This window comes from Priestia sp. FW507-14D1A, from assembly GCF_058781295.1.
In genome coordinates this window covers 39,127-60,639 of record NZ_JBYSWQ010000001.1, presented here as the reverse complement: position 1 = coordinate 60,639, position 21,513 = coordinate 39,127, and the positions used below count along the sequence as shown (strand labels likewise).

Here is a 21,513-nt window from a genome sequence, read left to right as displayed (position 1 = left end):
CTTTAAGGGTCATGTAAAAGTTGTAACATAATGAATGGCACTGTAAGAAACTTAATCCAATTAGAACAAATGTTACTGTTTTTTTTAATGAAAAGGCGAATCTATGTGCTAAGGTAATAACAGGTTCAAATTTTAGGAGGTAGTTTTTGTGAGTAAAAAACGTGTAAAAAAATGGGCAGTTGCTTCTGCAGCGTCTGTAGCATTTCTAGCAAGTCAAGGAACAGCATCAGCAGCAGCTTCGCACAAAGTCGTAAAAGGAGATACCTTGTGGGGGCTTGGCCAACAAAATGGGGTTACGGTAGATGAGCTGAAAGGTGCTAATAACCGCCAAAACGACATGATTTACGTTGGAGAAACATTAACGATTCCTGACCAGGGACAAGCACAACCTGCCGCTAGCCCGGCAACATCTTTACATACAGTAGCACAAGGCGAAACGTTATATCATATTGCAACACAAAACGGCATGACTGTGGATCAGTTAAAAGCTGTTAACGGTTTACAAAGTGATATCATTACCATCGGACAAACATTAAAACTTCAAGGAGAAGCACCGGCGCCGGCACAAACTGCTCCGTCTACATCGGTTTCTGCACAAGATCAAGATTTACTAGCTAGATTAGTAGAGGCAGAAGCAAAAGGTGAGCCGTACCAAGGAAAAGTAGCGGTAGCAATTGTGGTATTAAACCGTGTAGCTTCACCGGAATTCCCAAATAACATTCACGACGTTATTTATCAGCAGCTAGGAAACGGCGTATATCAATTTTCACCAGTAGCAAACGGAGCAATTAATCAGCCTGCATCAGAAGAATCAAAACAAGCGGTAAGTGAAGCATTATCAAACCCGCATGAAAACGATGCACTGTTTTTCTATAATCCGAAAATCGCTGAAAGCCAATGGGTTGCAACGCAGCAAGTAACGGCAGTTATCGGAAACCATGTATTTGCAAAATAAGTAGATTTCTTTCAAATATAAACATATATTTCATATATATGTAATATTGATACAGAGGGACTTCCACAAAAAGTATTTTACTTAAAGTTAAATCCGAACCATTAATAGTTATTAATGGTTCGGATTTTTTGTTGTTATGGTGAACATAGATTTCATATATGTAGTTGTTTCGATCTCTTATGTATGAAGAGAGAAATAGCTATTTTTAAGTCTAATTAAACCTTGAAATGCCTTAACAGATCCATCTGTTAAGGCATTTTTTTGCTTAAATTTTAAGAAAACCATTGATTATTTAGAGAATAATGATATGATAAAGAAAGTCAATTGATAATGATAATCATTTACATATGATGTAGAGGAGGAGATAACTAGACTTCTAGATGAAAGAAAGGAGCAAGGAAAGTTGAAGTTTTATCAGTTAATTCTTGTGTTTGCTGTACTATCGATTTTGTCTCTTTTTGTAGGAGTACAAGATCTGTCAGCGATGGATCTGTTTCATTTAACAAAAGAAGAAAGCCAAACGCTGTTTTTTAGTCGTTTTCCTAGGCTTTTGAGTATTATTATGGCGGGAATGAGCCTTAGTATTTGCGGATTAATTATGCAGCAAATTACGCGAAATAAGTTTGTATCTCCAACAACGGCAGGAACGATGGACTGGGCAAGACTTGGTGTGTTGATTTCTCTACTAGTATTTGCTTCAGCAAGTCCTCTATTAAAAATGAGCATTGCTTTTATTTTCTCACTGGCGGGCAATCTATTGTTTATGAAAATACTAGACAGAATTAAATTTAACGATACGATTTATATTCCGCTAGTCGGTTTAATGCTCGGCAGTATCGTAAGTTCCTTAGCTACCTTCATCGCCTACAAATACGATTTGATTCAAAACCTTTCTTCATGGCTGCAAGGCGACTTTTCGCTAGTAGTCAAAGGGAGATATGAACTTTTATACCTGAGTATACCGCTCTTAATAATCGCTTATCTTTACGCAGATAAGTTCACGGTTGCTGGTATGGGAGAAAGCTTTTCAATCAATTTAGGTGTGAAATACAAACAAATCGTAAACATTGGATTAGTCATTGTGTCGCTTATTACGTCAATTACGATTTTGACCGTTGGCATGCTGCCTTTTTTAGGATTAATCATTCCAAATATCGTATCGATTTACCGTGGAGATCATTTGCGAAAAAGCCTGCCTCATACAGCGCTGCTTGGAGCTGTGTTCGTACTGGCGTGCGATATTTTAGGCAGAGTCATTATTTTCCCTTATGAAATCTCTATTGGGCTAATGGTCGGTGTAATAGGAAGTGCGATCTTTCTTTTTATGCTGATAAGGAGAGGTCGTTATGCATAACAAACATAAAATCATCATTCTCGCCGCGCTGGCCGTTTTATCAGTGGCGCTGTTTATCAGCTACGATTTAGGCTACTGGCAGTACACGCTGCCGCGAAGAATTGAAAAAGTCGCTGCGATTGTTTTAACCGGAGGAGCCATTGCGTTTTCATCCGTTATCTTTCAAACGATTACCAATAACCGAATTCTAACTCCTAGTATTCTAGGACTGGATTCACTGTATTTATTTCTGCAAACGTTTATTGTGTACATTTTTGGCTCGACGAATATTGTCATCATGAACAAAAATCTTAACTTTCTTCTTTGCGTTTCGCTGATGATTATCTTTTCGGTCTTGCTTTACATACTGATGTTCAAAAAAGCCGGTAAGAATATTTTCTTTATTTTACTGGTTGGAATTGTGTTCGGCACGTTATTTAAAAGCATGTCTTCATTTATGGAAATGCTGATTGACCCGAATGAATTTCAAGTTGTACAAGATAAATCATTTGCAAGCTTTAACAATGTGAATACCGATTTGCTATATATAGCAGCCGTCATATTTATCCTGCTTGGCATTTACGTGTGGCGCTTTACATCCATTTTTGATGTACTGTCGCTAGGGAGAGAACATGCGGTAAATTTAGGGATTGATTATGACGGGCTCGTCAAAAAAATGCTGATTGTGATCGCCATTTTTGTCTCAGTGGCTACAGCGTTAGTTGGGCCGATTACCTTTCTTGGACTGCTTGTTGTGAACCTTGCGAGAGAGCTGTTCAAAACGTACAAGCACACCTATTTAATGATGGGATCACTTCTGCTTAGTGTTATAGCCCTCGTCGGAGGAGAATTTATCGTTGAAAAAGTGTTCACCTTCAGCACCACGCTGAGCGTCATCATTGACTTTGCCGGCGGAATTTACTTTATTTATTTGCTGCTAAAGGAGAATAAATCATGGTAGAAGTAACAAATGTCAGTAAAACATACGGAGAGAAAACCGTTTTAGAAAAAACATCCGTCGTGATTCCAAAAGGGAAAATCACGTCATTTATCGGTCCAAACGGAGCGGGGAAAAGTACGCTGCTTTCAATTATGAGCCGTCTCATTAAAGCCGACTCAGGATCAATATCAATAGAAGGAAAAAATATAGAGAATATTGACAGCTCAGATTTAGCCAAAAAAATGAGTATTTTAAAACAGTCCAATCAGCTGAATATCAGGCTTAGCGTACGTGAACTCGTAAATTTTGGCCGGTTTCCTTATTCAAAAGGCCGGTTAACAAAAAGCGATGAACAAGCGGTTGATCAGGCGCTGAGTTACATGAAGCTTGAAAGTATTCAAGATAAATACTTGGATGAACTGAGCGGGGGACAGTGTCAGCGGGCTTTTATCGCCATGGTCATCGCACAGGACACGGAGTATATCTTCTTAGATGAACCGCTCAATAACTTAGATATGAAGCATTCTGTTGAAATTATGAAGCTGTTGAAACGTCTTGTAAAAGACTTAGGCAAAACGATTGTGATTGTCATTCACGATATTAATTTTGCGTCTGTCTATTCGGATTACATCGTGGCGCTTAAAAACGGTGAAGTAATCCGTGAAGGCCCAACAGAAACCATCATTCAAACGTCTGTATTAAAGGATATATACGATATGAATATTCCAATCGAAACGGTTAACGGACAGCGTATTTGCGTGTATTTTTCATAAAATTTATTCATGAGGTGACGAAAGTGAAAAAAGTGTTAGTAATGTTTGTAGCAGTTTTAACTGCGATTGTTGTAGCTGCTTGCGGTAATCAAGGAGCAAAAGAAACAACAGGTGGAGAAAGTAAGCAAAAAGAGACGGTAACAGTAACCGATCAGTTCAATAAAGATGGAATTAAAATTAAGAAAAATCCTAAAAAAGTTGTAGTATTCAGCATGGGTGCACTTGATACACTAGATAAACTAGGGGTTGAAGTAGCGGGCTTGCCAAAACAAGCGATTCCTGAGTATTTATCAAAGTATCAAGATGATAAGTATGCGAATGTAGGGGGCTTAAAAGAACCTGATTTTGAAAAAATTGCAGAATTAAAGCCAGACTTAATTATTATTCAAGGCCGCCAAGCGGATTCATTTGATGAATTTTCAAAAATTGCGCCGACGATCTATATCGATACGGACAACCAGCACTATATGAAGTCATTTAAAGAAAATACAAAAGTACTAGGACAAATTTTTGATAAAGAAGATCAAGCGAAAAAAGAGCTAGCAGCAATTGATAAGCAAATTGCAGATTTGAAAAAACAAGCGGACAAACTAGATAAAAAAGCGCTTGTAATGATGGCAAATGACAGTAAAATGACAGCGTTTGGTCCGGGTTCTAAATACGGATTAATCCACGACGTATTCGGTATCAAAGCAGCAGACGACAGTTTAGATCCATCGGCTAAGCACGGCCAAAGCATTTCATACGAATATTTAGTTAAGCAAAATCCAGACTACTTATTCGTCGTTGACCGCGGTGCAGCGATTGGTGAAAAATCATCTGCTAAACAAATTGTTGAAAACGAGTATGTAAAAGAAATCAACGCGGTGAAAAACAATCACGTTGTGTATCTTGATCCAGGCCTTTGGTATTTATCTGGAGGAGGCCTTGAGTCAATGGCTGGCATGATTAAAGAAATCAAAGCAGGTATAGAGAAGTAATAGAGAAAAGAGAAACTGAAACAAAAGTATTTTAATTGAAAGTAAATCCGAATGATTAATTAAATCATTCGGATTTTTTATTGTGATGGAGAGAATATAGGTTTCATATCTGCAGCTGCTTCTAGCTGTTGATTGAAGTGATTAGTTATGTCTCAATCTCATTTTTAAGTGAACATTTTTCTGTTTGGCAGTGGTTTTGACTATAAAGCGTTATAAACTGAACGAATACTAAAGAGCAAAGAGCAGGTATTTCTTTCTCTTTAGGTGTCTTTCTACTTATTAAATTAAGTTTATTAATAGGTGATTTTATCCATTTTCGTTCCAGTAGGAAAAAGATACAAGTTTAGTGATTAATTGAATAGCGAGAGGGAACGGAAAAAAGAGGAAAAAATCTCTAAAAGGAATTTAGTATATTAAAGGAGGAGTTAACATGTTTCGTCATCAAAAAGAACTGCAATTTGAAGTCAAAGTAGATCGCCCCGATCCGATGCTTGCTCGTCAGATTCAAGAAGTACTAGGTGGACAATTCGGTGAAATGACGGTAATGATGCAATACCTCTTTCAAGGATTTAACTGTCGAGGAGAAGAGAAATATAAAGATATGTTGATGGATATAGGTACAGAAGAAATTGGACACGTAGAGATGCTCTGTTCACTTATTAGTCAATTACTTGATGGAGCATCTCCAGAAGATCAAGCAGAAGCTGCGAAAGATCCTGCAACAGCAGCTATCATGGGAGGAATTAATCCTCAGCATTTATTAGTGAGCGGCCTTGGTGGTTTGCCTACTAATTCAAATGGAGTTCCATGGAACGGTTCATATATCGTAGCAAGCGGCAATTTATTAGCAGACATGCGTTCGAACTTGCATGCAGAAAGCCAAGGTAGACTTCAAGTAGCTAGGTTATACCATATGACAAAAGATGAAGGTGTACGCGCGACATTCCGCAAAATGCTAGCGCGTGATCGCTATCACCAGTATCAGTGGATGGAAGCTATAAACGAACTAGAAGAAAAAAATGGAGTAGTTGTTCCTGCATCTTTCCCTCCTGAGGCTGAAAAAGAATCACAGCCAGAAGCTTATGAGTTTTGGAACCTCTCAGAAGGCGCTGAATCAGAAGAGGGACCGTGGGCTACTGGAAGTGCCCCAGACGGAAGCGGTGAATATGTATATATCAAAGATCCTGTAGCAAAGGGACAGGTTCCCAATCCGGAAATTCCTGATACTTCGTTGCATCATGATTTAACTCGTAAAAAAGTTTCCTCTAAATAAAAGAAAGAAAGGCCCTCGATATGTGCGAGAGGTCTTTTTTTTTGCCTATAACAAAGGGTGTTATCCACGTGTTTCAATCAAGTTACCTTTTAATATCTAGAATAAAAAAGGCGCATAGGGAAACAGTAGGTATGTGCATATGTTAGTTTAAGAAAACAATCAGGTAATGTCAGTAAAAGGAGTGTTTGATATGTATTATTACAAAGAAGGATTAATCAATGGCATTAAACCGGATAAGCCCGATCCTGCGGCCGCGAAGGTACTGCAAGAAGCCTTAGGCGGGCAGTTTGGTGAAATGCGGACGATGATGCAATATTTCTTTCAAAGCTCTAACTTCAGAGGAAAAGAGACGCAGTATCGCGATTTAATGAAAGGTGTTTTTTTAGAAGAAATAGCTCATGTAGAACTCGTTCAAAATACCATTAATGCATTGTTAGATGAATCTGGCGGAGCCGGGGTAGGAAGTCAAGGTTCAGATCAGGCTCCTCTTGATGAAGCCGTAAAACATGCTAATCCTCATCACTATATCATGGGCGCTCAAAGCTCACTGCCAGTAGATGCGGGCGGAAATCCATGGAACGGCTCGTGGGTTTATAATCACGGAAATCTAGTGGCTGATTTGCTGAATAACGTTGTATTAGAATCAACCGGCGTTTTACAAAAAACAAGAATATACGAAATGAGTTCTAACCAAACGTTAAGAGAAACGCTAGGTTTCTTAATCGTTCGAGATAATGCTCATCAAAATGCGTTTGCAAAAGCTCTTGAAACATTAGGCGTGGACTGGGGAAAACTATTCCCTGTACCAAATTATGATATTAACAAATACCCTGAATGCAGAAAATTTGTCGAGATGGGGTATCATAACACGCAATTTGATTTTAGGTTAGATCCGCATCGAATGGGAGAAATATTTCAAGGACAGACGCCAAGCAGAAATGGCGGAGACTTGAGCGTAACACCTCCACCGGAAGCTTTTCCAGTCCCTCATTTATCTGAAATGCCAAATGAGCATGCTCCAGGTTTAGGAGATATGAATGCATAAAAGTATGTGAATCGACTTTAATTAAACAAAGCTAAAATAAATAAAAAACATTGACTGGGAGATAATAGTCAATGTTTTTTATTTGCTTTAGCGAAATTCTTTCATTTCGCTAAAGCAAAGCACATCTCGCCATTCCTGTAAGCGCATGATAAAGAGCTTTTTTACATCTGTTTGTTAGTTTATTTGTTTTTTACAAGAAGAACAGGGAATACTTTCTTTAATCGCTTGTGATAGAAAGCTAATAAGGGGTATGCTGCTATGAGTAACCAAAAAGATGAATTTTTATTTAAACGAGAGCTCTATCGCTTAGTACAAGAATACAAACGCTGTAAAGTTGAAGAAATTAGACGGGCAATTAAAAAGGATATTCTTCTTTTGAAGAAGGTTATAAATAACTAAAATAGATAAGCACCGGCAAAAAAAGCTCATGTTAGTTAATAAATGAGCTTTTTTTTGCTGCTTTAAACTTGTTCAAACGAATTAGTATGTCTGTAAATAGTTTCAGGAAGATTATAGACCATGTTAAACAGAGCTAACGCAGTTGTTTCTAGTTCCTCATAACGATAAATGATATCGTTTTCAATATCGCAGATTTGAAAACTGTTTAATTGTTTTGAATAACTTAGTGTAAACCTATTGGCAAAAGTATGAGTAATGTCGCTATCTCTATAATTTACTAAATTTGCTATCATGTGCTTAATTTCAGTTAGGTTCATCCACCAAGTCACCCTTTCATGTTATTGAAGTTATCATACCATGTACAGGTAGTTTGAATGCTTTTTTTTACAATTTGTAACAACAATTTTCAAAATGAAACATAAAGGTAATAAAAAGTTAAAATGAGCAGTTTAACGCAAGCCGAACATTCCCTATGAGGAGGTAGGTTTTTCTTTGCAGTAGGTCAACTCCAACTTTTTATCTGCGATTTCTTTTAGCCCAATACGAATCATACTGAATACTAAAATCCATAATATAACCGTTAAAATTGTATGTCCAGCGGGCAACATACCTAGTATAGGTGAGTCCCAAAGAGCGTGCATAAAAACGACAAGCAAAAATACACCGAGAAATTTTGGTTTTATCAACATGCTCCACTGAAATTTCTTATTTCCTTGGACGATGCAGACGGCAGCGCCAGTCAAGGCAGCCCACGCCACATGTCCTCCAGGAGCAAAAATACTGCGCCAGAGTATTGTAGAATAGAGCATGTGAAAGCTGCCGGAAAGAAGTGCCCGTAAAGCATAGCCAGCGGTTTCAAAAGCAGCAAAACCAGCTCCTATTGCAGCTCCCAAGAGGAGTCCGTTAAGGATATATCTATATTTAAGATTGCGCACAAAATAAATAACCGCGATAACTTTAGCCAGTTCCTCGCATATTCCAATCACGATCACGTTTGTGTTATTTCCAAGAATATCATAAAACACAAGTGCTAATAAAAGTGAAAGGATTCCGCCAATAAAAACGACATAAACAATTTTGTAAATAGCAATATTCTGCGGAGCGTTCATTTCCCAAAAGAAAATAAGCGTAGTAAATGGTACTGCAAAAGCACCGACTACAATAAGACCGGGTATGAAGTTGATGTTTTCGAACAAGCTTACCCCTAGATATAGCCCTAAGTATGCGACAAGCGCAATAAGAAAGACTCTTGCAAAAAGCCAAGGCTTTGGCCATATATTTACAACTTCTTCTATTTTAGGAGTTGTAAGCCCTGTCCCTACAATAAAAAGCCGTTCAGCTTCCATTTCACTGTGCTGTCGGAAGACTCGAGAGAATATATTTCGAAATTTAGGTTCAACCGAACGTTCATTTCTTGGGATTTTATCAACACGATGGGCAAACAAGTAGAATATGCTGTAGTTTTCGTCGTGGTCCACGATTTCATGGCCGCAATTTAAGCAGAATTTTACCCCTTCCGGATTAGAATAAGCGCAATGGGGGCATTTCATTTATCTTCCTCCTTTTTCTAGATACAAATCGTTTGACGCTTGTCTTATGACATCTTCTACATATATTATGTGAACTGATGAAAAAAGCATAAGAGGGTTTGATAGGTAATTTGCTTAAATAATGGAATGGTATGTATATAAAAGACAGAAGCTATTGCTAAAAGAGACCTCATGAAACCAAAAAAAGGCTGCGTCATAAGCCGAACATTCGACTTACAGCACAGCCCTTTATATGATTAAAAATGTGGATTTAAGCCTGTTTTCTTTACAATGCTACTACGCAATAAAAAAGCTTCCTGAAATAAAAACGATGACACCAATGACCATCATTAATGTTTCGCGGTCTTTTTTTCCTGGTTTTTTATTAGCAGGAAGCAGCGATTTTGAAAGAGGCTTGGCAAAAATGATGACAAGCATGCAAACAGCAGCAAAGATGCCAAGCGCCACCTGAAAATTACCTTCAATAAAGACGCATGCCATTAAAAGTACAAGACTTATTTTCAGAAAAATTTTTGATAGGTTCACTATCAACACTCCTTTAGAACACTTAATACGAAAGACTTAGTGATTTTTTTATATGCCTGTTGTTTTCTACGGCTTGAAGAAGAAAGTGAGCGACGTCAGAACGGCTGATGTTGCGTCCGTTTTCTGGTATGCTAGCTTCTCCTATACGATAATACGTAGTTAATGGACCGCTCGTTAAACCCATTGGCCGAGCAACAGTCCAATCGAGCCCGCTTACCTTCAAGAGCTTCACGGCTTCGTGATGATCGCGAAGCACATTTTTTAAAATACGCTGAGCAAGCCAGCCCGTCATGCCTGGAATTTCTCCGTCGATTCCGGCAGAAGCCGTGTAGGCGATACGCTGAATTCCATTTTCATTCATACATTGAATCAGCAGATTTGTCGTTTCTACTAAAAGGGTAGAATGCCCTAGATTTTCGGTTCCAAGACAAGAAATTACTGCATCACACCCTCGCATGGCCTGACACACTTCATAATAATCAAGCACGTCGCCTTGTATGATGTGTACGTTCGCATGCGTTATCTTAAGCTTAGATGGATTTCGCACAAATGCTTTTACATAATGTCCGTTTTTAATCGCTTGCTTTATTAATTCCTGTCCGGTCCTGCCGCTTGCGCCAATCAAAAAAATGTTCATACGATCAACCCTTTCGTTTCAATGTAGGTAGTAAAAACGAAATTTTCTTTTACCATAACACATTTTTCTCGATTTAGCTTGTCAAAACATAAAAGCTGCTTACGAGATTCACCAAAGTAAGAGGTATCCTCTGTTCTTTTTTAAAACTTATGTCATAGACTGTCTAGAAAACAAAGAAATGTACGAACGGTTTATAAAGGTGTTTAATGCTATAGAAGCGAAAGGGTATTATAGGAATAAGGGACGAACAGAAGGGGCGATGCACTATGAAAAAATCGGTAAGCCGAGCACGTATCATCATAGTACTAATAGGTTTTCCGCTCATCTTTTTCATTATGGCGCTTGTGACGGGTGAGTGGCGATATATGACTTGGACCATTCCGCCTGCACTGATGTCATGTTGGACGGCACTCTTTGTATTAAGGAAGCAAGAAGAAAGATAACAGGAGATTTGAACTATTGCATCGAATTTATAGAAAAAGTATAAAATGATAGAAAGCTATAGTAAGAAAATTTAATGAAGGACGGTGTGAAGATGAACGGACAACAGTTATTGTATGGGTTGCTTACGTCTAAAGGCGATATCCTAAGAGCTGCTTATGTGTTATGTGACCACCGCATTTATACGGAAATGTCAGCACAGTATCAGCAAACGGAGCATACGGATTTTCAAGCGTCATTGGTAGAAGAAATGAAATTGCTTGAAAAACAGCCTGAAGTAGACATGCATCTGCATATTTTGCTTGAAATGGCGAAGTTTTTTGAACTTCCTGTTTCCCATGCTACAACAAATGGCGAGCTGTACGAGCTAAGCGATAACATTGGAAATTTGCTTGTATCTAAATACAATGAGCTGTTTTCAATTGCACGCTGTCATACGCTGGAAGACGTAATGCGCCATCAAATCCGACTGTTCTTTCATCTTATTGATTCGCAATACATGATTGCTACAAATCGTCAGCAAGCTGTGTTTCAGCAGCAGCTGATGAATTGGATTGAACAGCTGCCCCCCATGTATCAGGAAAGAATGATTGATGCATTAGGAGAATATCAGCAGGAAGCACTTGTGAAACTGCTGCAGAAAAAAGGGACAATTGAACTGTACAAACAGCTTCCTCCGCACGCATACCCTGCTATTTCAGGCCTTATGGCAACCGTAATGAGTATCTTTATTCCCGTTAATTACCCGCCAGCACTGCTATTTAGTATGAATGCGCCGCTGTTTTTAATGGCGAGCTTTGAAAGTCATGAAATTATTGCAAAACGCAAGGAAGCTGGAACTTTTTTACCGCTGTTATTGGTAGTTGTTCAGCTGATGTGGACGTACAAGCTTGAGCATCAGGATGAGCTGTTGAATTATCAGTCTCTGCTGATCAAGTGGTCATCTGTACACACAGCGTATCAAGATTATATGAAAAAGAAAGAGCAGTCACTGTTTGACCGTGAACGGTTAGACAGCTTTATTTATAAAACAGAGCAGTATGTTAAGCAGCTCCGCGCTACGGAGAAAAAGACGGTGAAGCAAATTGAAACGCTCAAAACAGCCATTCGCCATCAGCTTGATGAAATGGAGCTCACATCGTTAAACGGAGGGCTTGTGCTTCAAAAAATGATTGAAGAGCATGAATCATTAAAACAAGATGTAGAAGAACTGCAGCGCAAGCTTTCGATTAAAGGTGACTTCTTCTCTAAAGTAAGGCTGACGTTCCGTTCTGCAGAACGAGCCGTCAAAAGCAAAGTGAAAGAAGTAGAGCGTAAAAAAGTGCTTATGCAAATGACGGACTTTATTTTAGCAAATCGCTTGCCCGTATGCGTGGATATCCAAAATGAAATTTATGATTATCAAGACGAGCTGACGACGACTATTTTTCAAATTAATCAGCAGGTCGAGCTGCTTGAAGAAACAAAACAAAGCCGTCAGCTAGCCGATGCAAAAGTACGCCGCTATGATCAAGAAATAAAGCGATTTGAACGGAACTACTATGGCTTGAAAGAAGGAACCGTTGAAGAGGTGGCACAGTAAAACTGGGACAAACACATTTTATCCGAACGAGTTTGATTCTTGATGGAGAATCGAACTTGTTCGGATTTTTTTATGGTGGTCGTGAACATAGGTTTTATATATGTAATTGCTTCTAGCTGTTGATAGGAGACCAAAGCCCTGCACGGAAATCAACAGCGGTGTCACAAGCGATCCATACGAACTCATTTACCTCATTTGTCTGCCTTTAGATTGGCGTAATTAGTTATGTCTCAACCTTATTCTCTGTCTGTAGGAGAGGACAGCTGATCTTTATACTCATCTACATAGAGCATGCCGTTTGTTGACACAACTGCATACAGCACTTGGTTCAACTGAAGCTGACGATTTGAAAGCTCAAGGTTGATCCACTGTTCGGTATAGTGAGATGTTAAATTTTTATGAATAATTTCTCCGTCCATGATGAGTTCTACCGGTAAACTCATTTCTTTAAACGGCTTAGACAAAACGTCCTGTTTGGCAATGTTTTGATAAGCAGTTTTCTTTAATACCGACAGTTTTCCGCTTACTTCTAAAACAGCAAATTCTACTTCAGCAATGTTGAACGTTCCTAGTTCTCGTAAATGCTGATTCAAGTCGTCAATAGAATATTTGACTTTTTTCATATTTGCTTCAAGAAGCTTTCCTTTTTCCATAATAACCGTCGGACGTCCTGTAATCCATTTTCGCAAGCGCCTGCTTTTTAGAGCTGTTGATGCTAAAAGAAAATGAATGGCCACAAGAAAAGCAAAAGAAGCGAACATCGGCAGAAATTTTAATTTTAAATCAAATCCCATATTTGCGATGAACGACCCAATGATGATGGACATCGCAAATGTAAAATGATTATTATGCGTGTTAATTTGTTTTCCAATCAGGAAAGTTGTAATGCTTAAGATAATAAAAGAAACAAAGGTTCTAAGAAGGGACATGAGAATGTCTTCCATAAGTTGTGATGTCACCTGCTTTCTCATAAATAGAAAGAGTATCTATCTCTATAGCGTTATCCATTTAAAGGATCGTTATACAAGAAAAAACATCAAGAAAAATTGCGAATAATGCGTTCACATTCTGCTGCTTAAAAAGGGGCAGAAAGGCTGTAGGTAAGGGATAAAACCAAACAAAAAGAATGTGCAAATTCCTTTGAAATTTTTTGGAGGATTTGTTACAATAAAGGTGCTTATTTTTGTTCGGTAAGGATAGTTCGAAGTGTTCGTCTTGACTTATTGTAAGAGCAGGAATAGAGTAATACACAATGTGTGGATTGTCACACAAGGAGGAAAAGAGATATGTTACAAGGTAAAGTAAAATGGTTCAACGCTGAAAAAGGTTTCGGTTTCATCGAAGTAGAAGGACAAGACGATGTATTCGTTCATTTCTCTGCTATCCAAGGCGAAGGTTTCAAAACTTTAGAAGAAGGTCAAGAAGTTACATTTGAAATCGTTGAAGGCAACCGTGGACCACAAGCTGCTAACGTTCAAAAGTAATTTTTTTTATAAAGTTTAAGCCGATCAGCAGAACGTTTCTCTGGTCGTTCGTTAAACTAAACTGGGAGAAGGCCCCTTTTATAAAAGGGGTCTTTTCTTGTTCGCTCTTTACACCTTGTTGACGATTTCTTTGATTTTGTAGAAGTATTCAAATATGAAAAAAACTAGTCACGCAGTATAAAAAAAGCGTATAATGAAATGATGAAAATAGGAATTGTAGAGCAGAAAGGATTTTAAAACGTATGAACAACCAACTTCAAGAAACGATGGTCGATTCACGTCGTACATTCGCCATTATTTCTCACCCGGATGCCGGGAAAACAACGTTAACAGAAAAAATGCTGTTACTGGGCGGAATGATTCGTTCAGCCGGAACGGTTAAAGGAAAAAAATCAGGTAAGTTTGCTACATCTGACTGGATGGAAATCGAAAAACAACGTGGAATTTCGGTTACATCAAGTGTTATGCAGTTTGAGTATAAAGATCACTTTATTAACATCTTGGATACACCAGGACACGAAGACTTCAGTGAGGATACGTATCGTACCTTAACGGCTGTAGACAGTGCGGTCATGGTTATTGACGGAACAAAAGGGATTGAAGCACAAACGCTTAAACTTTTTAAAGTTTGTCGTATGCGTGGTATTCCTATTCTAACATTTATTAATAAATTAGACCGTGAAGGAAAAGAGCCGCTTGAGCTGCTTGAAGAAATTGAAGATGTACTCGGTATTGAATCATACCCTGTAACGTGGCCAATTGGCATGGGGAAACGATTCCAAGGAACGTATGACCGTTTTTCAAAACAAATTGAAGTATACCAAGGAAACAAAGAGTCATATTTTGCAGACTTTGACGGTGAAAATATCGACGATGAAATTAAAAAACACGTCGATGAAATGTATTTACCAGGCTTAGTGGATGATTTATCTCTATTAGACGAAGCAGGTAATGATTTTTCAATTGAAAAAGTAAAGCAAGGCCTGTTAACACCTGTTTTCTTCGGGAGTGCGATTGCAAACTTTGGTGTACAGTCTTTCTTTAATTCATTTTTACAATTAACATCACCGCCGCAGCCTCGTGAATCAACGAATGGCACCGTTCAGCCTACGGATGAAAACTTCTCAGGTTTCATCTTTAAAATTCAAGCGAACATGAACCCGGCTCACCGCGACCGCATTGCGTTCGTACGCGTATGTTCAGGGAAATTCGAGCGTGGAATGAACGTGACGTTAGCAAGAACGAACCGTAAAATGAAGCTAGCGCAGTCTCATCAGTTCTTGGCATCAAGCCGTGAAACAGTAGACATAGCGTATCCAGGGGATATCATTGGCTTGTATGATTCAGGCACGTATCAAATTGGCGATACCATTGTAGGAGAGGGAAAAGTATTCGAATTTGATGCTCTTCCAAAGTTCCCGCCTGAACTGTTTGTAAAAGTTCGTGCGAAAAATGCAATGAAATCTAAGCACTTTGAAAAAGGAATTAATCAGCTTGTACAAGAAGGAGCCGTACAGCTTTACCGTACGCCGTTCTTTGGAGATTATATTTTAGGAGCAGTCGGTGAACTTCAGTTCCAAGTGTTTGAACACCGTATGAAAGGTGAGTACAACGTCGATCTTGAATTCACGCGCATGTCTCATAACATTGCAAAATGGGTAGACAAATCAACAATTGAAGATCGCATGCTAGATTCTCGCGTGATGCTAGTAGAAGATCGTGATAAACATGCCGTTCTTATGTTTGAAAACGATTTTGTATGGCGTTTGTTCCAGGACAAATATCCATCTGTTAAATTCCTAGATCCGTTTAATCTATAAAAGAGTATAAAAAAAAGGAAAACGATACATACTACTTTCATAAGTAGACAGTCGATTTTCCTCCTTTGCTTAAGAGTCAGTATTTACTGGCTCTTTTTTTAGTGAGCCACTGATTTTAAATTTAAAAGAATGACTCCTGCAATGATTAATACGATGCCAAATACCATCGTGAGACTGCCGCTTTCTTTCCAAATGACTACGCCAATCACAGCTGTTACAGCAGTTCCTACACCAGACCAAATGGCATACGCAACGCTGAGTGGAATGTGTTGAAGCGATGTGGAAAGCGCATAGAAAGCAAGACCAAACCCTAATAAAACACCAAGACTAGGCCAAAATTTTGTAAATCCGTTTGATGCTTTTAACATAGATGTACCAAATAACTCTGAACTAATAGCAATCGCTAAAAATAAATAGGCTTTCATCGAAAACCCTCCTCTGTTAATTTCCGAAGTTGTTGTTGAATCTGTTTTTGCATGTCTGGATCCACGGGTGCGAGCCCAAACATTTGACTGAACCATAATCCGTCAGCTGCTAAGCGCACAATGGTAGCAAGGACTGGATCAATGTCGTCTTGTTCAATGTGCTGCTGCCACTTTTCGTATTGCTTTTGAAAATGCTGCAGGAGTTCAGGATTGGTTGCAATACCTGCAAGTAACCCCGCGCTCATCACTTGTTCACGCTGAAGGTCATGAAGCGTCTCAGCGAGATAAGCCCGGCTCCATTTGCCAGGAGAATCGTCATGTTCAACTTGTACGTTTAGTCCGTCATCATATTTCTTTGTGACTGAATACAACATTTGCTTAATCAATTCATCTTTTGAAGAGAAGTGATACAACAAACCGCCTTTACTGACGCCGGCTTCTTTTGCTACTTTTTCAAGCGTCAAATTTCCAACGCCGTCACGCTGTACAACCTGCGTAGCTGCAAGCAATATATCATCAAATGTAGACACATGAATTTCCTCCTTTTTGATTTTCCCTAGAATACTTTACCGTCTGGACGGTTTGTTTGGCAATACTTTTATTTCGAATTTCAAAAAAAATTTTTGTGCACACTAAAATATAAAGTATAAAAACAAAAATAAATGAGTAAACAAAGGGTTAATCCCTTTACTATATGAAGAAAAAGGAAAAATAAAGCCTGGGTATATGAAGATAAAAGAAAGGTGTGAAGAAACAGATGAGGGATGTGTATCAAAGTTTTCAAGAATTATCTCAGTGTGAACGAGCCGGAATCGATTACGAAATAGAATGTGTCATTCGCCGGAGGGAAATTGTCGTGCTTGCGATTCATGGAGGAACGATGGAAATTGGGACAGAAGAAGTAGCGGAAAAAATAGCAGAAAAGTTGAATGCAACCGTGTACGTATTTAAAACGCTGAAAACAGAAAATCCGTTTGAATTGCATGTTACGTCTGCAAACTACGATGAAGAAATGGCGCGTCATCTTGTTAAAAAATCAGAAGTCACGATTTCTCTTCACGGTGCCTATAGCGATGTCTGCACGACTTATATCGGAGGAAGAGACGAAGAGTTAGAAAAAGCGGTGCGTCATGCGCTCTCAGGTTTTCCGATTAGTGAAACGCCCGTGCATTTAAAAGGCGTTTCACCTCGAAATATCGCCAACGGCAATCAGCGGCATAAAGGACTGCAGCTTGAAATCACCACTCCGCAGTATGAACAATTATTACAGAATAATCAGCTGTTTAACGAGTATGTGAATGCGGTAGTATCAGCTGTGAACTCAGTGATGTAAAGATAAATTCAACAGCTTCCTGTATATTAGCTGCAATAAAGGCTGCTTGTACGTCAGCCCATTTTTCCCGTGCATGTAATGTGTCGTGCCCAGCTCCTGTTAACACTAAAATACATTGTGCCCCTGCTGCATGGGCCGCTACGAGATCTTTCCACCGGTCGCCAATCACGATGCAGTTAGCCAAATTCAAGCTGTGCTCCTCGGCTGCTTTTAACAGCATGCCTGGCCTTGGTTTGCGGCATGAACAATTGTCCGAATCTTCATGAGGACAAAGGTAAACATCATCAAATCCAAAAGATAAAAGTTCAGAGAAAAACTGTGATTTCTTTACCTTTCCTTTTGCAATATCGGGCTGATTGGTAAAGGAAAACAGCGGAATGTTTTGTTTCTTTATGTCGATAATCGCTTGCTTTGCTTGGGGGAACAGCTGAAAATCACCTGGATATTGTATTTCATTACTGCCGCCAATGGTTCCGTCTCGGTCTAAAAATATTGCTTCAATCATATTCTTCACCTCTTTTTCTATCATAATATAAAACAGGATTAATTTGGTAAAAACTTTGTTTTTTGAAAAAAATCAAAGAAATATGACTGTCTTTTTACTTCTCATCATATGGATAAGTTAAATAGAAATGGTGAGGAGGGGAAGACAAGTGAACGAAGAATCGTTTTATTCACCATTTATAAGCGAAGAAGGAAAGAAAAAAACAATTGGAGAAATTGAGTTTTCAGATGTGCAGCGCATGATGGAAAAACATTTAGAAGAAGGCTATCAGCTTGAGTTCAAGCGCGAAGTAAGCTCAACGGTCAAACGGAAAATCCCAAATATCATCGCTTCGTTTGCCAATGAAAAAGGAGGGTGGCTTATTTTTGGCGTAGATGAAGACGACCATTCCATTAACCTGCTCGAGCGCAAGGAATATGAGCTGTTTATTAATAATATGCTTAAAGATGTCACCAATCCCATTCCTCGTATCGTTACGCGTTTTTTATCACCTGAAGATCACCCCGGGCAAGGTGTTTTTGTTATTTGGATTCCTGAAGGTCCGAACCCTCCGTACATGTCTTACGGGAAAATTTACAGAAGAATTGGAAGCGGCACATCTCCTGTTACGGAAATCGATGACCGCTATCATTTAGATCGACTCTATCAAAAATCCGAGGATCAAACGCAGCGAATAGAGGACTTTTGCACAAAAGAACTGTCTATCTATAACAGAAAATGGCAGATGCACGGGAAAAGCTATATTCATTACGGGATGTGTAATATGTACGTGCTGCCACTATATGATTTGCATTTAGTTGAACAAATGGAAGAAGAACGGTTAAAGCAATATATTTTAAGCAAGTCTAGCGAACCCAAACACTATTGTTTGGACGAGGAAAGTACGGTGATGCTGCATACACCGTTTGTTAAAGCCTCTTATTCAGCGGAATCCATCATTTTTCGAAGCACAGATGTGATTGATGCGTATGATAAAACAATTGCGTGGGAGCAGTTTTATAACGGATCAGCTAAGTTTCATATTCCTATTCCGTACATGGAAGAATCAAAACAAATTCATGACGTATTAAAGTCAAGTATTTCAAGCTACATCGATGAGACGATTTTTGAGCAGTTTCAATATATAAACGGACCCTTTTTTCTCACATCTTTAATCAGCTGCATCGGCGGCTACATCGATTGTATGATGGAATTAAAAGCAGAACTGGAAGACATGATTATTGTCATTGACTTAGAGAACGTTCGAAACGATGTGCTTTACTTTCCGCATGAGCAATTTCAAACATTTCTGGAAGGAGAAGGGCTCGTCTTTTCAGATAAAAAGCAATACCGATTTAATCGATCATTTAAAACGACAAAATTAGGAGGGAATTTGGAGCTTCTTGCCTACGTTGATTATATCGTGACAGCGTTTGGCCTTTCAAAAAACCAGTCCATTGACTTCCTTAAACACTCGTTAAATCAAGGATAAAATATACAATTTTTTGACAATAACTAAAAAAATGACAAAAGTAAAAAAAAGTATGATAATATCTTTCGTAAGTAATGAGCAAGTAAAGAAGAGAAAGGGGACTCTTTTTTACGGATGCCGTTGCTAGGTAGGGTTAAACATAAGGGGAGAAAAGGCAATGAAAAAAGCGACATCCATACTTCTAATTGTCCTAGCACTGGCTGGGTTAGGAGGAGTATGCGCTGCTTATTACCATCTGGAGCAGCAAAAGCAAACGGAAGAAATGACGTATGAACAGAACTACATAACCGTAAGAAATGCATGAAAAAACCAGCCGATCGGCTGGTTTTTTTGGGTTTCAAGTCATAGTAAGTAAAATAAAGATTTTGCTTGTTCAGTTTTTTTAAATAACTCCAATGATGTATAGACGCAAAATAGAAAGCCAACGCTTGAAAAAACAAAAAACAAGCGGAGAAAAGGGCGTTTTCTTTGAATGCGAAAGTACGTAAAAACAACGAGTGAACATACAAGCAGTACGCTCATAGCAGCAAATCGAATCGCGAGGTCTGCTAAATCATCAACCGTACGCTGAAACAATTTTAGCGTTTCATCGTTCAAATCAGTCTCAGGAATGTTCGTTTTGTCTTGCTGATTTAACACCCCTACATCCCATTTTTCTCGACTATAATCATGAGAAACCGTGTAGTAAAACGGACCAAGCTTTTTTTCATCTGCACCGTCGTCAGCAAGTGCTGAAGCTGGATGCATGAATGCTAGAACAAAAAATAAAAAGCTCCACTTTCTCATTACCAAAGCCTCTTTCTAACTCAGACTATCTCCCATTATAAACCAAAAATTTTTATGTTTCCATCATCCCTCTTTCCTATTTCCATTTCTATATATAAAGTGAAAGGGGGAATAAAAGATGGCAGAAAAAATTCAGCATTCAAGCCAGCTTCGCTTAGTATTAGAACAAGGAATAAAAGAGGATGGAAAACCCGATTTAAAGACCAAATCCTATATGAACATTCAGCCTGGAAGTTCTGCAGATGCACTCATTACAGCAAGCGAAACCATTGCCAGCCTGCAGTCGCTGCCGCTTGTTGAAATCAACGAAGTTGTCACGTTTTCACTTTTAAAATAAGAAAAGAGGTAGAGTATGAAAACTTTAACGATGCAGTTTTTAAATGAGTCACAAAAAGCAGTAAGTCTATCGATTGAATCACCAAAAGATACGTTAGACGCAGCAGCCATTGCAGCAGCAATGAACGCGCTGATCGCAAGCGATGTCTTTACTTCAAGCGGCGGAGCGCTCGTTGGCAGAAAAGGCGCCCAAATTGTCGAGCGAAATGTAACCGAATTTACGATTTAAAAATGAAAGTCCTTCCACTTCGGTGCGAAGGGCTTTTTTAAAAGGAGAGAGGAAGATGACAGAGTGGTTTACGCTTATCTCAGACGTTGGTTTTCCCGTTGTGGTGACGCTTTATTTACTTCACCGAATTGAAGCCAAGCTCGATACAGTTGTGCTATCCATTCAGCATTTAACCGACGAAGTAAAAAAGTGATTATGACAATTGTAAGGCAGTTGTCATGGAAAAGTTGACGGATTTAACACCTCACACTACAATTAGTAGTGTGAGGTGTCAAATATGAAAATTGAAAAATTCAAATTTAATGAAACCGGCCTTAATCGCTTTTTTGGCCCGCTGGAAGCAAAAATTATGACGGCTTTATGGGACGGAAGTGAAATGTCCATTAAAGATGTGCAGCACGTGCTTGAGAAAGAAAAAGCAGTGAACTTCAACACCGTTATGACCGTTATGAATCGATTGGTGGAAAAAGGCGTGTTGCAAAAGCGTTTAAAAGGACGTACGTCGATGTATCAGCCGATTCTTTCTAAAGAGGAATTTATCGACGCTCAGTCGAAAGAGTTAACGCACGAATTGATCGACGAATTTGGCTCGCTTGCTGTTACTCATATGCTTGATGCGTTAGAAGAGGTCGATGATTCACTGTTAAGCATGCTCGAATCAAAAGTCAAACAGTTAAAAAAGGATGAATAA

Annotated in this window: 27 protein-coding genes; 19 read left to right on the top strand and 8 right to left on the bottom strand. The window is 38.8% G+C overall.

Annotated features, from left to right (window positions below; all coding sequences use genetic code 11):
* Positions 1 to 148: 148 nt before the first annotated feature.
* The 8 genes from AC3WJG_RS00365 to AC3WJG_RS00330 all read left to right on the top strand — a co-directional run bounded on the left by AC3WJG_RS00365 (position 149) and on the right by AC3WJG_RS00330 (position 7,698).
* A complete protein-coding gene (locus AC3WJG_RS00365) occupies positions 149 to 955 on the top strand; it encodes a cell wall hydrolase (protein WP_102814041.1) in 807 nt (268 codons plus the stop codon).
* A gap of 403 nt (positions 956 to 1,358) precedes the next feature.
* On the top strand, positions 1,359 to 2,309 hold the full coding sequence (locus tag AC3WJG_RS00360; RefSeq protein WP_057244399.1) for an ABC transporter permease: 951 nt from the start codon (positions 1,359 to 1,361) through the stop codon (positions 2,307 to 2,309).
* Positions 2,302 to 3,249 (top strand): iron chelate uptake ABC transporter family permease subunit, encoded by a 948-nt coding sequence (locus tag AC3WJG_RS00355; RefSeq protein WP_060746379.1) that lies wholly within the window; start codon positions 2,302 to 2,304, stop codon positions 3,247 to 3,249. The genes AC3WJG_RS00360 and AC3WJG_RS00355 overlap by 8 nt, the downstream gene beginning before the upstream one ends.
* A complete protein-coding gene (locus AC3WJG_RS00350) occupies positions 3,243 to 4,001 on the top strand; it encodes an iron ABC transporter ATP-binding protein (RefSeq protein ID WP_337134135.1) in 759 nt (252 codons plus the stop codon). The genes AC3WJG_RS00355 and AC3WJG_RS00350 overlap by 7 nt, the downstream gene beginning before the upstream one ends.
* A gap of 23 nt (positions 4,002 to 4,024) precedes the next feature.
* Positions 4,025 to 4,981 carry a siderophore ABC transporter substrate-binding protein gene (locus AC3WJG_RS00345; RefSeq protein ID WP_028409262.1) on the top strand — a complete coding sequence of 319 codons (957 nt, stop codon included), beginning with the start codon at positions 4,025 to 4,027 and terminating at the stop codon, positions 4,979 to 4,981.
* Positions 4,982 to 5,411: 430 nt separating this feature from the next.
* Positions 5,412 to 6,254, top strand: coding sequence for a manganese catalase (locus tag AC3WJG_RS00340; RefSeq protein WP_034650592.1), 843 nt, complete (start codon positions 5,412 to 5,414; stop codon positions 6,252 to 6,254).
* 190 nt (positions 6,255 to 6,444) lie between these two features.
* The gene (locus tag AC3WJG_RS00335; protein WP_013057886.1) at positions 6,445 to 7,299 is read left to right on the top strand and encodes a manganese catalase family protein; all 855 of its coding nucleotides are present in this window, start codon (positions 6,445 to 6,447) and stop codon (positions 7,297 to 7,299) included.
* Positions 7,300 to 7,557: 258 nt separating this feature from the next.
* Positions 7,558 to 7,698, top strand: a complete 141-nt coding sequence (locus AC3WJG_RS00330) for a hypothetical protein (RefSeq protein ID WP_013057884.1) — start codon at positions 7,558 to 7,560, stop codon at positions 7,696 to 7,698.
* Between the two features lie 470 nt (positions 7,699 to 8,168).
* On the opposite strand, the gene AC3WJG_RS00325 is transcribed toward AC3WJG_RS00330, so the two are convergent.
* The 3 genes from AC3WJG_RS00325 to AC3WJG_RS00315 all read right to left on the bottom strand — a co-directional run bounded on the left by AC3WJG_RS00325 (position 8,169) and on the right by AC3WJG_RS00315 (position 10,410).
* Positions 8,169 to 9,248, bottom strand: coding sequence for a PrsW family intramembrane metalloprotease (locus AC3WJG_RS00325; protein ID WP_492587857.1), 1,080 nt, complete (start codon positions 9,246 to 9,248; stop codon positions 8,169 to 8,171).
* Between the two features lie 276 nt (positions 9,249 to 9,524).
* A complete protein-coding gene (locus tag AC3WJG_RS00320; protein WP_013083940.1) occupies positions 9,525 to 9,773 on the bottom strand; it encodes a hypothetical protein in 249 nt (82 codons plus the stop codon).
* A 22-nt stretch (positions 9,774 to 9,795) separates the two neighbouring features.
* A complete protein-coding gene (locus tag AC3WJG_RS00315; protein ID WP_028414459.1) occupies positions 9,796 to 10,410 on the bottom strand; it encodes an NAD(P)-dependent oxidoreductase in 615 nt (204 codons plus the stop codon).
* Positions 10,411 to 10,676: 266 nt separating this feature from the next.
* On the opposite strand from AC3WJG_RS00315, the gene AC3WJG_RS00310 reads away from it, so the two are divergent.
* Positions 10,677 to 10,853, top strand: coding sequence for a hypothetical protein (locus AC3WJG_RS00310; protein WP_162871486.1), 177 nt, complete (start codon positions 10,677 to 10,679; stop codon positions 10,851 to 10,853).
* A gap of 92 nt (positions 10,854 to 10,945) precedes the next feature.
* Complete coding sequence (locus AC3WJG_RS00305; protein ID WP_028409256.1) at positions 10,946 to 12,433, top strand: hypothetical protein; 1,488 nt, start codon at positions 10,946 to 10,948, stop codon at positions 12,431 to 12,433.
* 236 nt (positions 12,434 to 12,669) lie between these two features.
* Here the strand turns inward: AC3WJG_RS00305 and AC3WJG_RS00300 are convergent, their stop codons facing one another.
* A complete protein-coding gene (locus AC3WJG_RS00300; protein WP_225049449.1) occupies positions 12,670 to 13,392 on the bottom strand; it encodes a DUF421 domain-containing protein in 723 nt (240 codons plus the stop codon).
* 327 nt (positions 13,393 to 13,719) lie between these two features.
* Here AC3WJG_RS00300 and cspD point away from each other — a divergent pair, with 327 nt between their 5' ends.
* The gene (gene cspD / locus AC3WJG_RS00295) at positions 13,720 to 13,917 is read left to right on the top strand and encodes a cold-shock protein CspD (RefSeq protein WP_013057877.1); all 198 of its coding nucleotides are present in this window, start codon (positions 13,720 to 13,722) and stop codon (positions 13,915 to 13,917) included.
* 242 nt (positions 13,918 to 14,159) lie between these two features.
* Entirely contained in the window at positions 14,160 to 15,737 is a 1,578-nt protein-coding gene (locus tag AC3WJG_RS00290) for a peptide chain release factor 3 (RefSeq protein ID WP_060746373.1), read from the top strand.
* A 98-nt stretch (positions 15,738 to 15,835) separates the two neighbouring features.
* Here AC3WJG_RS00290 and AC3WJG_RS00285 read toward each other — a convergent pair whose 3' ends face one another.
* Positions 15,836 to 16,162, bottom strand: a complete 327-nt coding sequence (locus AC3WJG_RS00285; RefSeq protein ID WP_013057875.1) for a DMT family transporter — start codon at positions 16,160 to 16,162, stop codon at positions 15,836 to 15,838.
* The gene (locus tag AC3WJG_RS00280) at positions 16,159 to 16,692 is read right to left on the bottom strand and encodes a TetR/AcrR family transcriptional regulator (RefSeq protein WP_034276194.1); all 534 of its coding nucleotides are present in this window, start codon (positions 16,690 to 16,692) and stop codon (positions 16,159 to 16,161) included. Before AC3WJG_RS00280 ends, AC3WJG_RS00285 begins: the two co-directional genes overlap by 4 nt.
* A gap of 227 nt (positions 16,693 to 16,919) precedes the next feature.
* On the opposite strand from AC3WJG_RS00280, the gene AC3WJG_RS00275 reads away from it, so the two are divergent.
* Positions 16,920 to 17,495 (top strand): poly-gamma-glutamate hydrolase family protein, encoded by a 576-nt coding sequence (locus AC3WJG_RS00275; RefSeq protein WP_028409253.1) that lies wholly within the window; start codon positions 16,920 to 16,922, stop codon positions 17,493 to 17,495.
* Here the strand turns inward: AC3WJG_RS00275 and AC3WJG_RS00270 are convergent.
* Positions 17,446 to 18,000, bottom strand: coding sequence for an HAD-IIIA family hydrolase (locus AC3WJG_RS00270; RefSeq protein ID WP_060746372.1), 555 nt, complete (start codon positions 17,998 to 18,000; stop codon positions 17,446 to 17,448). The two genes, AC3WJG_RS00275 and AC3WJG_RS00270, sit on opposite strands and share 50 nt — an antisense overlap.
* A gap of 148 nt (positions 18,001 to 18,148) precedes the next feature.
* On the opposite strand from AC3WJG_RS00270, the gene AC3WJG_RS00265 reads away from it, so the two are divergent.
* Both AC3WJG_RS00265 and AC3WJG_RS00260 read left to right on the top strand, forming a co-directional pair.
* Positions 18,149 to 19,471 carry an AlbA family DNA-binding domain-containing protein gene (locus AC3WJG_RS00265; protein ID WP_337134131.1) on the top strand — a complete coding sequence of 441 codons (1,323 nt, stop codon included), beginning with the start codon at positions 18,149 to 18,151 and terminating at the stop codon, positions 19,469 to 19,471.
* Positions 19,472 to 19,628: 157 nt separating this feature from the next.
* A complete protein-coding gene (locus AC3WJG_RS00260; RefSeq protein WP_165351766.1) occupies positions 19,629 to 19,775 on the top strand; it encodes a hypothetical protein in 147 nt (48 codons plus the stop codon).
* 38 nt (positions 19,776 to 19,813) lie between these two features.
* Here the strand turns inward: AC3WJG_RS00260 and AC3WJG_RS00255 are convergent, their stop codons facing one another.
* Complete coding sequence (locus AC3WJG_RS00255) at positions 19,814 to 20,257, bottom strand: hypothetical protein (protein WP_013083930.1); 444 nt, start codon at positions 20,255 to 20,257, stop codon at positions 19,814 to 19,816.
* A 118-nt stretch (positions 20,258 to 20,375) separates the two neighbouring features.
* Between AC3WJG_RS00255 and AC3WJG_RS00250 the strand changes: the two genes are divergently transcribed.
* The 4 genes from AC3WJG_RS00250 to AC3WJG_RS00235 all read left to right on the top strand — a co-directional run bounded on the left by AC3WJG_RS00250 (position 20,376) and on the right by AC3WJG_RS00235 (position 21,513).
* Positions 20,376 to 20,594, top strand: a complete 219-nt coding sequence (locus tag AC3WJG_RS00250) for a DUF1659 domain-containing protein (RefSeq protein ID WP_013057868.1) — start codon at positions 20,376 to 20,378, stop codon at positions 20,592 to 20,594.
* Between the two features lie 15 nt (positions 20,595 to 20,609).
* The gene (locus tag AC3WJG_RS00245; protein WP_028409249.1) at positions 20,610 to 20,822 is read left to right on the top strand and encodes a DUF2922 domain-containing protein; all 213 of its coding nucleotides are present in this window, start codon (positions 20,610 to 20,612) and stop codon (positions 20,820 to 20,822) included.
* A gap of 55 nt (positions 20,823 to 20,877) precedes the next feature.
* The gene (locus tag AC3WJG_RS00240; protein WP_013083928.1) at positions 20,878 to 21,015 is read left to right on the top strand and encodes a YvrJ family protein; all 138 of its coding nucleotides are present in this window, start codon (positions 20,878 to 20,880) and stop codon (positions 21,013 to 21,015) included.
* A gap of 84 nt (positions 21,016 to 21,099) precedes the next feature.
* On the top strand, positions 21,100 to 21,513 hold the full coding sequence (locus tag AC3WJG_RS00235) for a BlaI/MecI/CopY family transcriptional regulator (protein ID WP_028409248.1): 414 nt from the start codon (positions 21,100 to 21,102) through the stop codon (positions 21,511 to 21,513).

Bases quoted from the DNA above. Each gene is read 5' to 3' on its own strand.
- AC3WJG_RS00355 (WP_060746379.1), top strand. From the start codon at position 2,302: ATGCATAACAAACATAAAATCATCATTCTCGCCGCGCTGGCCGTTTTA.
- AC3WJG_RS00350 (WP_337134135.1), top strand. From the start codon at position 3,243: ATGGTAGAAGTAACAAATGTCAGTAAAACATACGGAGAGAAAACCGTT.
- AC3WJG_RS00340 (WP_034650592.1), top strand. From the start codon at position 5,412: ATGTTTCGTCATCAAAAAGAACTGCAATTTGAAGTCAAAGTAGATCGC.
- AC3WJG_RS00335 (WP_013057886.1), top strand. From the start codon at position 6,445: ATGTATTATTACAAAGAAGGATTAATCAATGGCATTAAACCGGATAAG.
- AC3WJG_RS00330 (WP_013057884.1), top strand. From the start codon at position 7,558: ATGAGTAACCAAAAAGATGAATTTTTATTTAAACGAGAGCTCTATCGC.
- AC3WJG_RS00325 (WP_492587857.1), bottom strand. From the start codon at position 9,248: ATGAAATGCCCCCATTGCGCTTATTCTAATCCGGAAGGGGTAAAATTC.
- AC3WJG_RS00315 (WP_028414459.1), bottom strand. From the start codon at position 10,410: ATGAACATTTTTTTGATTGGCGCAAGCGGCAGGACCGGACAGGAATTA.
- AC3WJG_RS00310 (WP_162871486.1), top strand. From the start codon at position 10,677: ATGAAAAAATCGGTAAGCCGAGCACGTATCATCATAGTACTAATAGGT.
- AC3WJG_RS00305 (WP_028409256.1), top strand. From the start codon at position 10,946: ATGAACGGACAACAGTTATTGTATGGGTTGCTTACGTCTAAAGGCGAT.
- cspD (WP_013057877.1), top strand. From the start codon at position 13,720: ATGTTACAAGGTAAAGTAAAATGGTTCAACGCTGAAAAAGGTTTCGGT.
- AC3WJG_RS00290 (WP_060746373.1), top strand. From the start codon at position 14,160: ATGAACAACCAACTTCAAGAAACGATGGTCGATTCACGTCGTACATTC.
- AC3WJG_RS00285 (WP_013057875.1), bottom strand. From the start codon at position 16,162: ATGAAAGCCTATTTATTTTTAGCGATTGCTATTAGTTCAGAGTTATTT.
- AC3WJG_RS00275 (WP_028409253.1), top strand. From the start codon at position 16,920: ATGAGGGATGTGTATCAAAGTTTTCAAGAATTATCTCAGTGTGAACGA.
- AC3WJG_RS00270 (WP_060746372.1), bottom strand. From the start codon at position 18,000: ATGATTGAAGCAATATTTTTAGACCGAGACGGAACCATTGGCGGCAGT.
- AC3WJG_RS00260 (WP_165351766.1), top strand. From the start codon at position 19,629: ATGAAAAAAGCGACATCCATACTTCTAATTGTCCTAGCACTGGCTGGG.
- AC3WJG_RS00255 (WP_013083930.1), bottom strand. From the start codon at position 20,257: ATGAGAAAGTGGAGCTTTTTATTTTTTGTTCTAGCATTCATGCATCCA.
- AC3WJG_RS00250 (WP_013057868.1), top strand. From the start codon at position 20,376: ATGGCAGAAAAAATTCAGCATTCAAGCCAGCTTCGCTTAGTATTAGAA.
- AC3WJG_RS00245 (WP_028409249.1), top strand. From the start codon at position 20,610: ATGAAAACTTTAACGATGCAGTTTTTAAATGAGTCACAAAAAGCAGTA.
- AC3WJG_RS00240 (WP_013083928.1), top strand. From the start codon at position 20,878: ATGACAGAGTGGTTTACGCTTATCTCAGACGTTGGTTTTCCCGTTGTG.
- AC3WJG_RS00235 (WP_028409248.1), top strand. From the start codon at position 21,100: ATGAAAATTGAAAAATTCAAATTTAATGAAACCGGCCTTAATCGCTTT.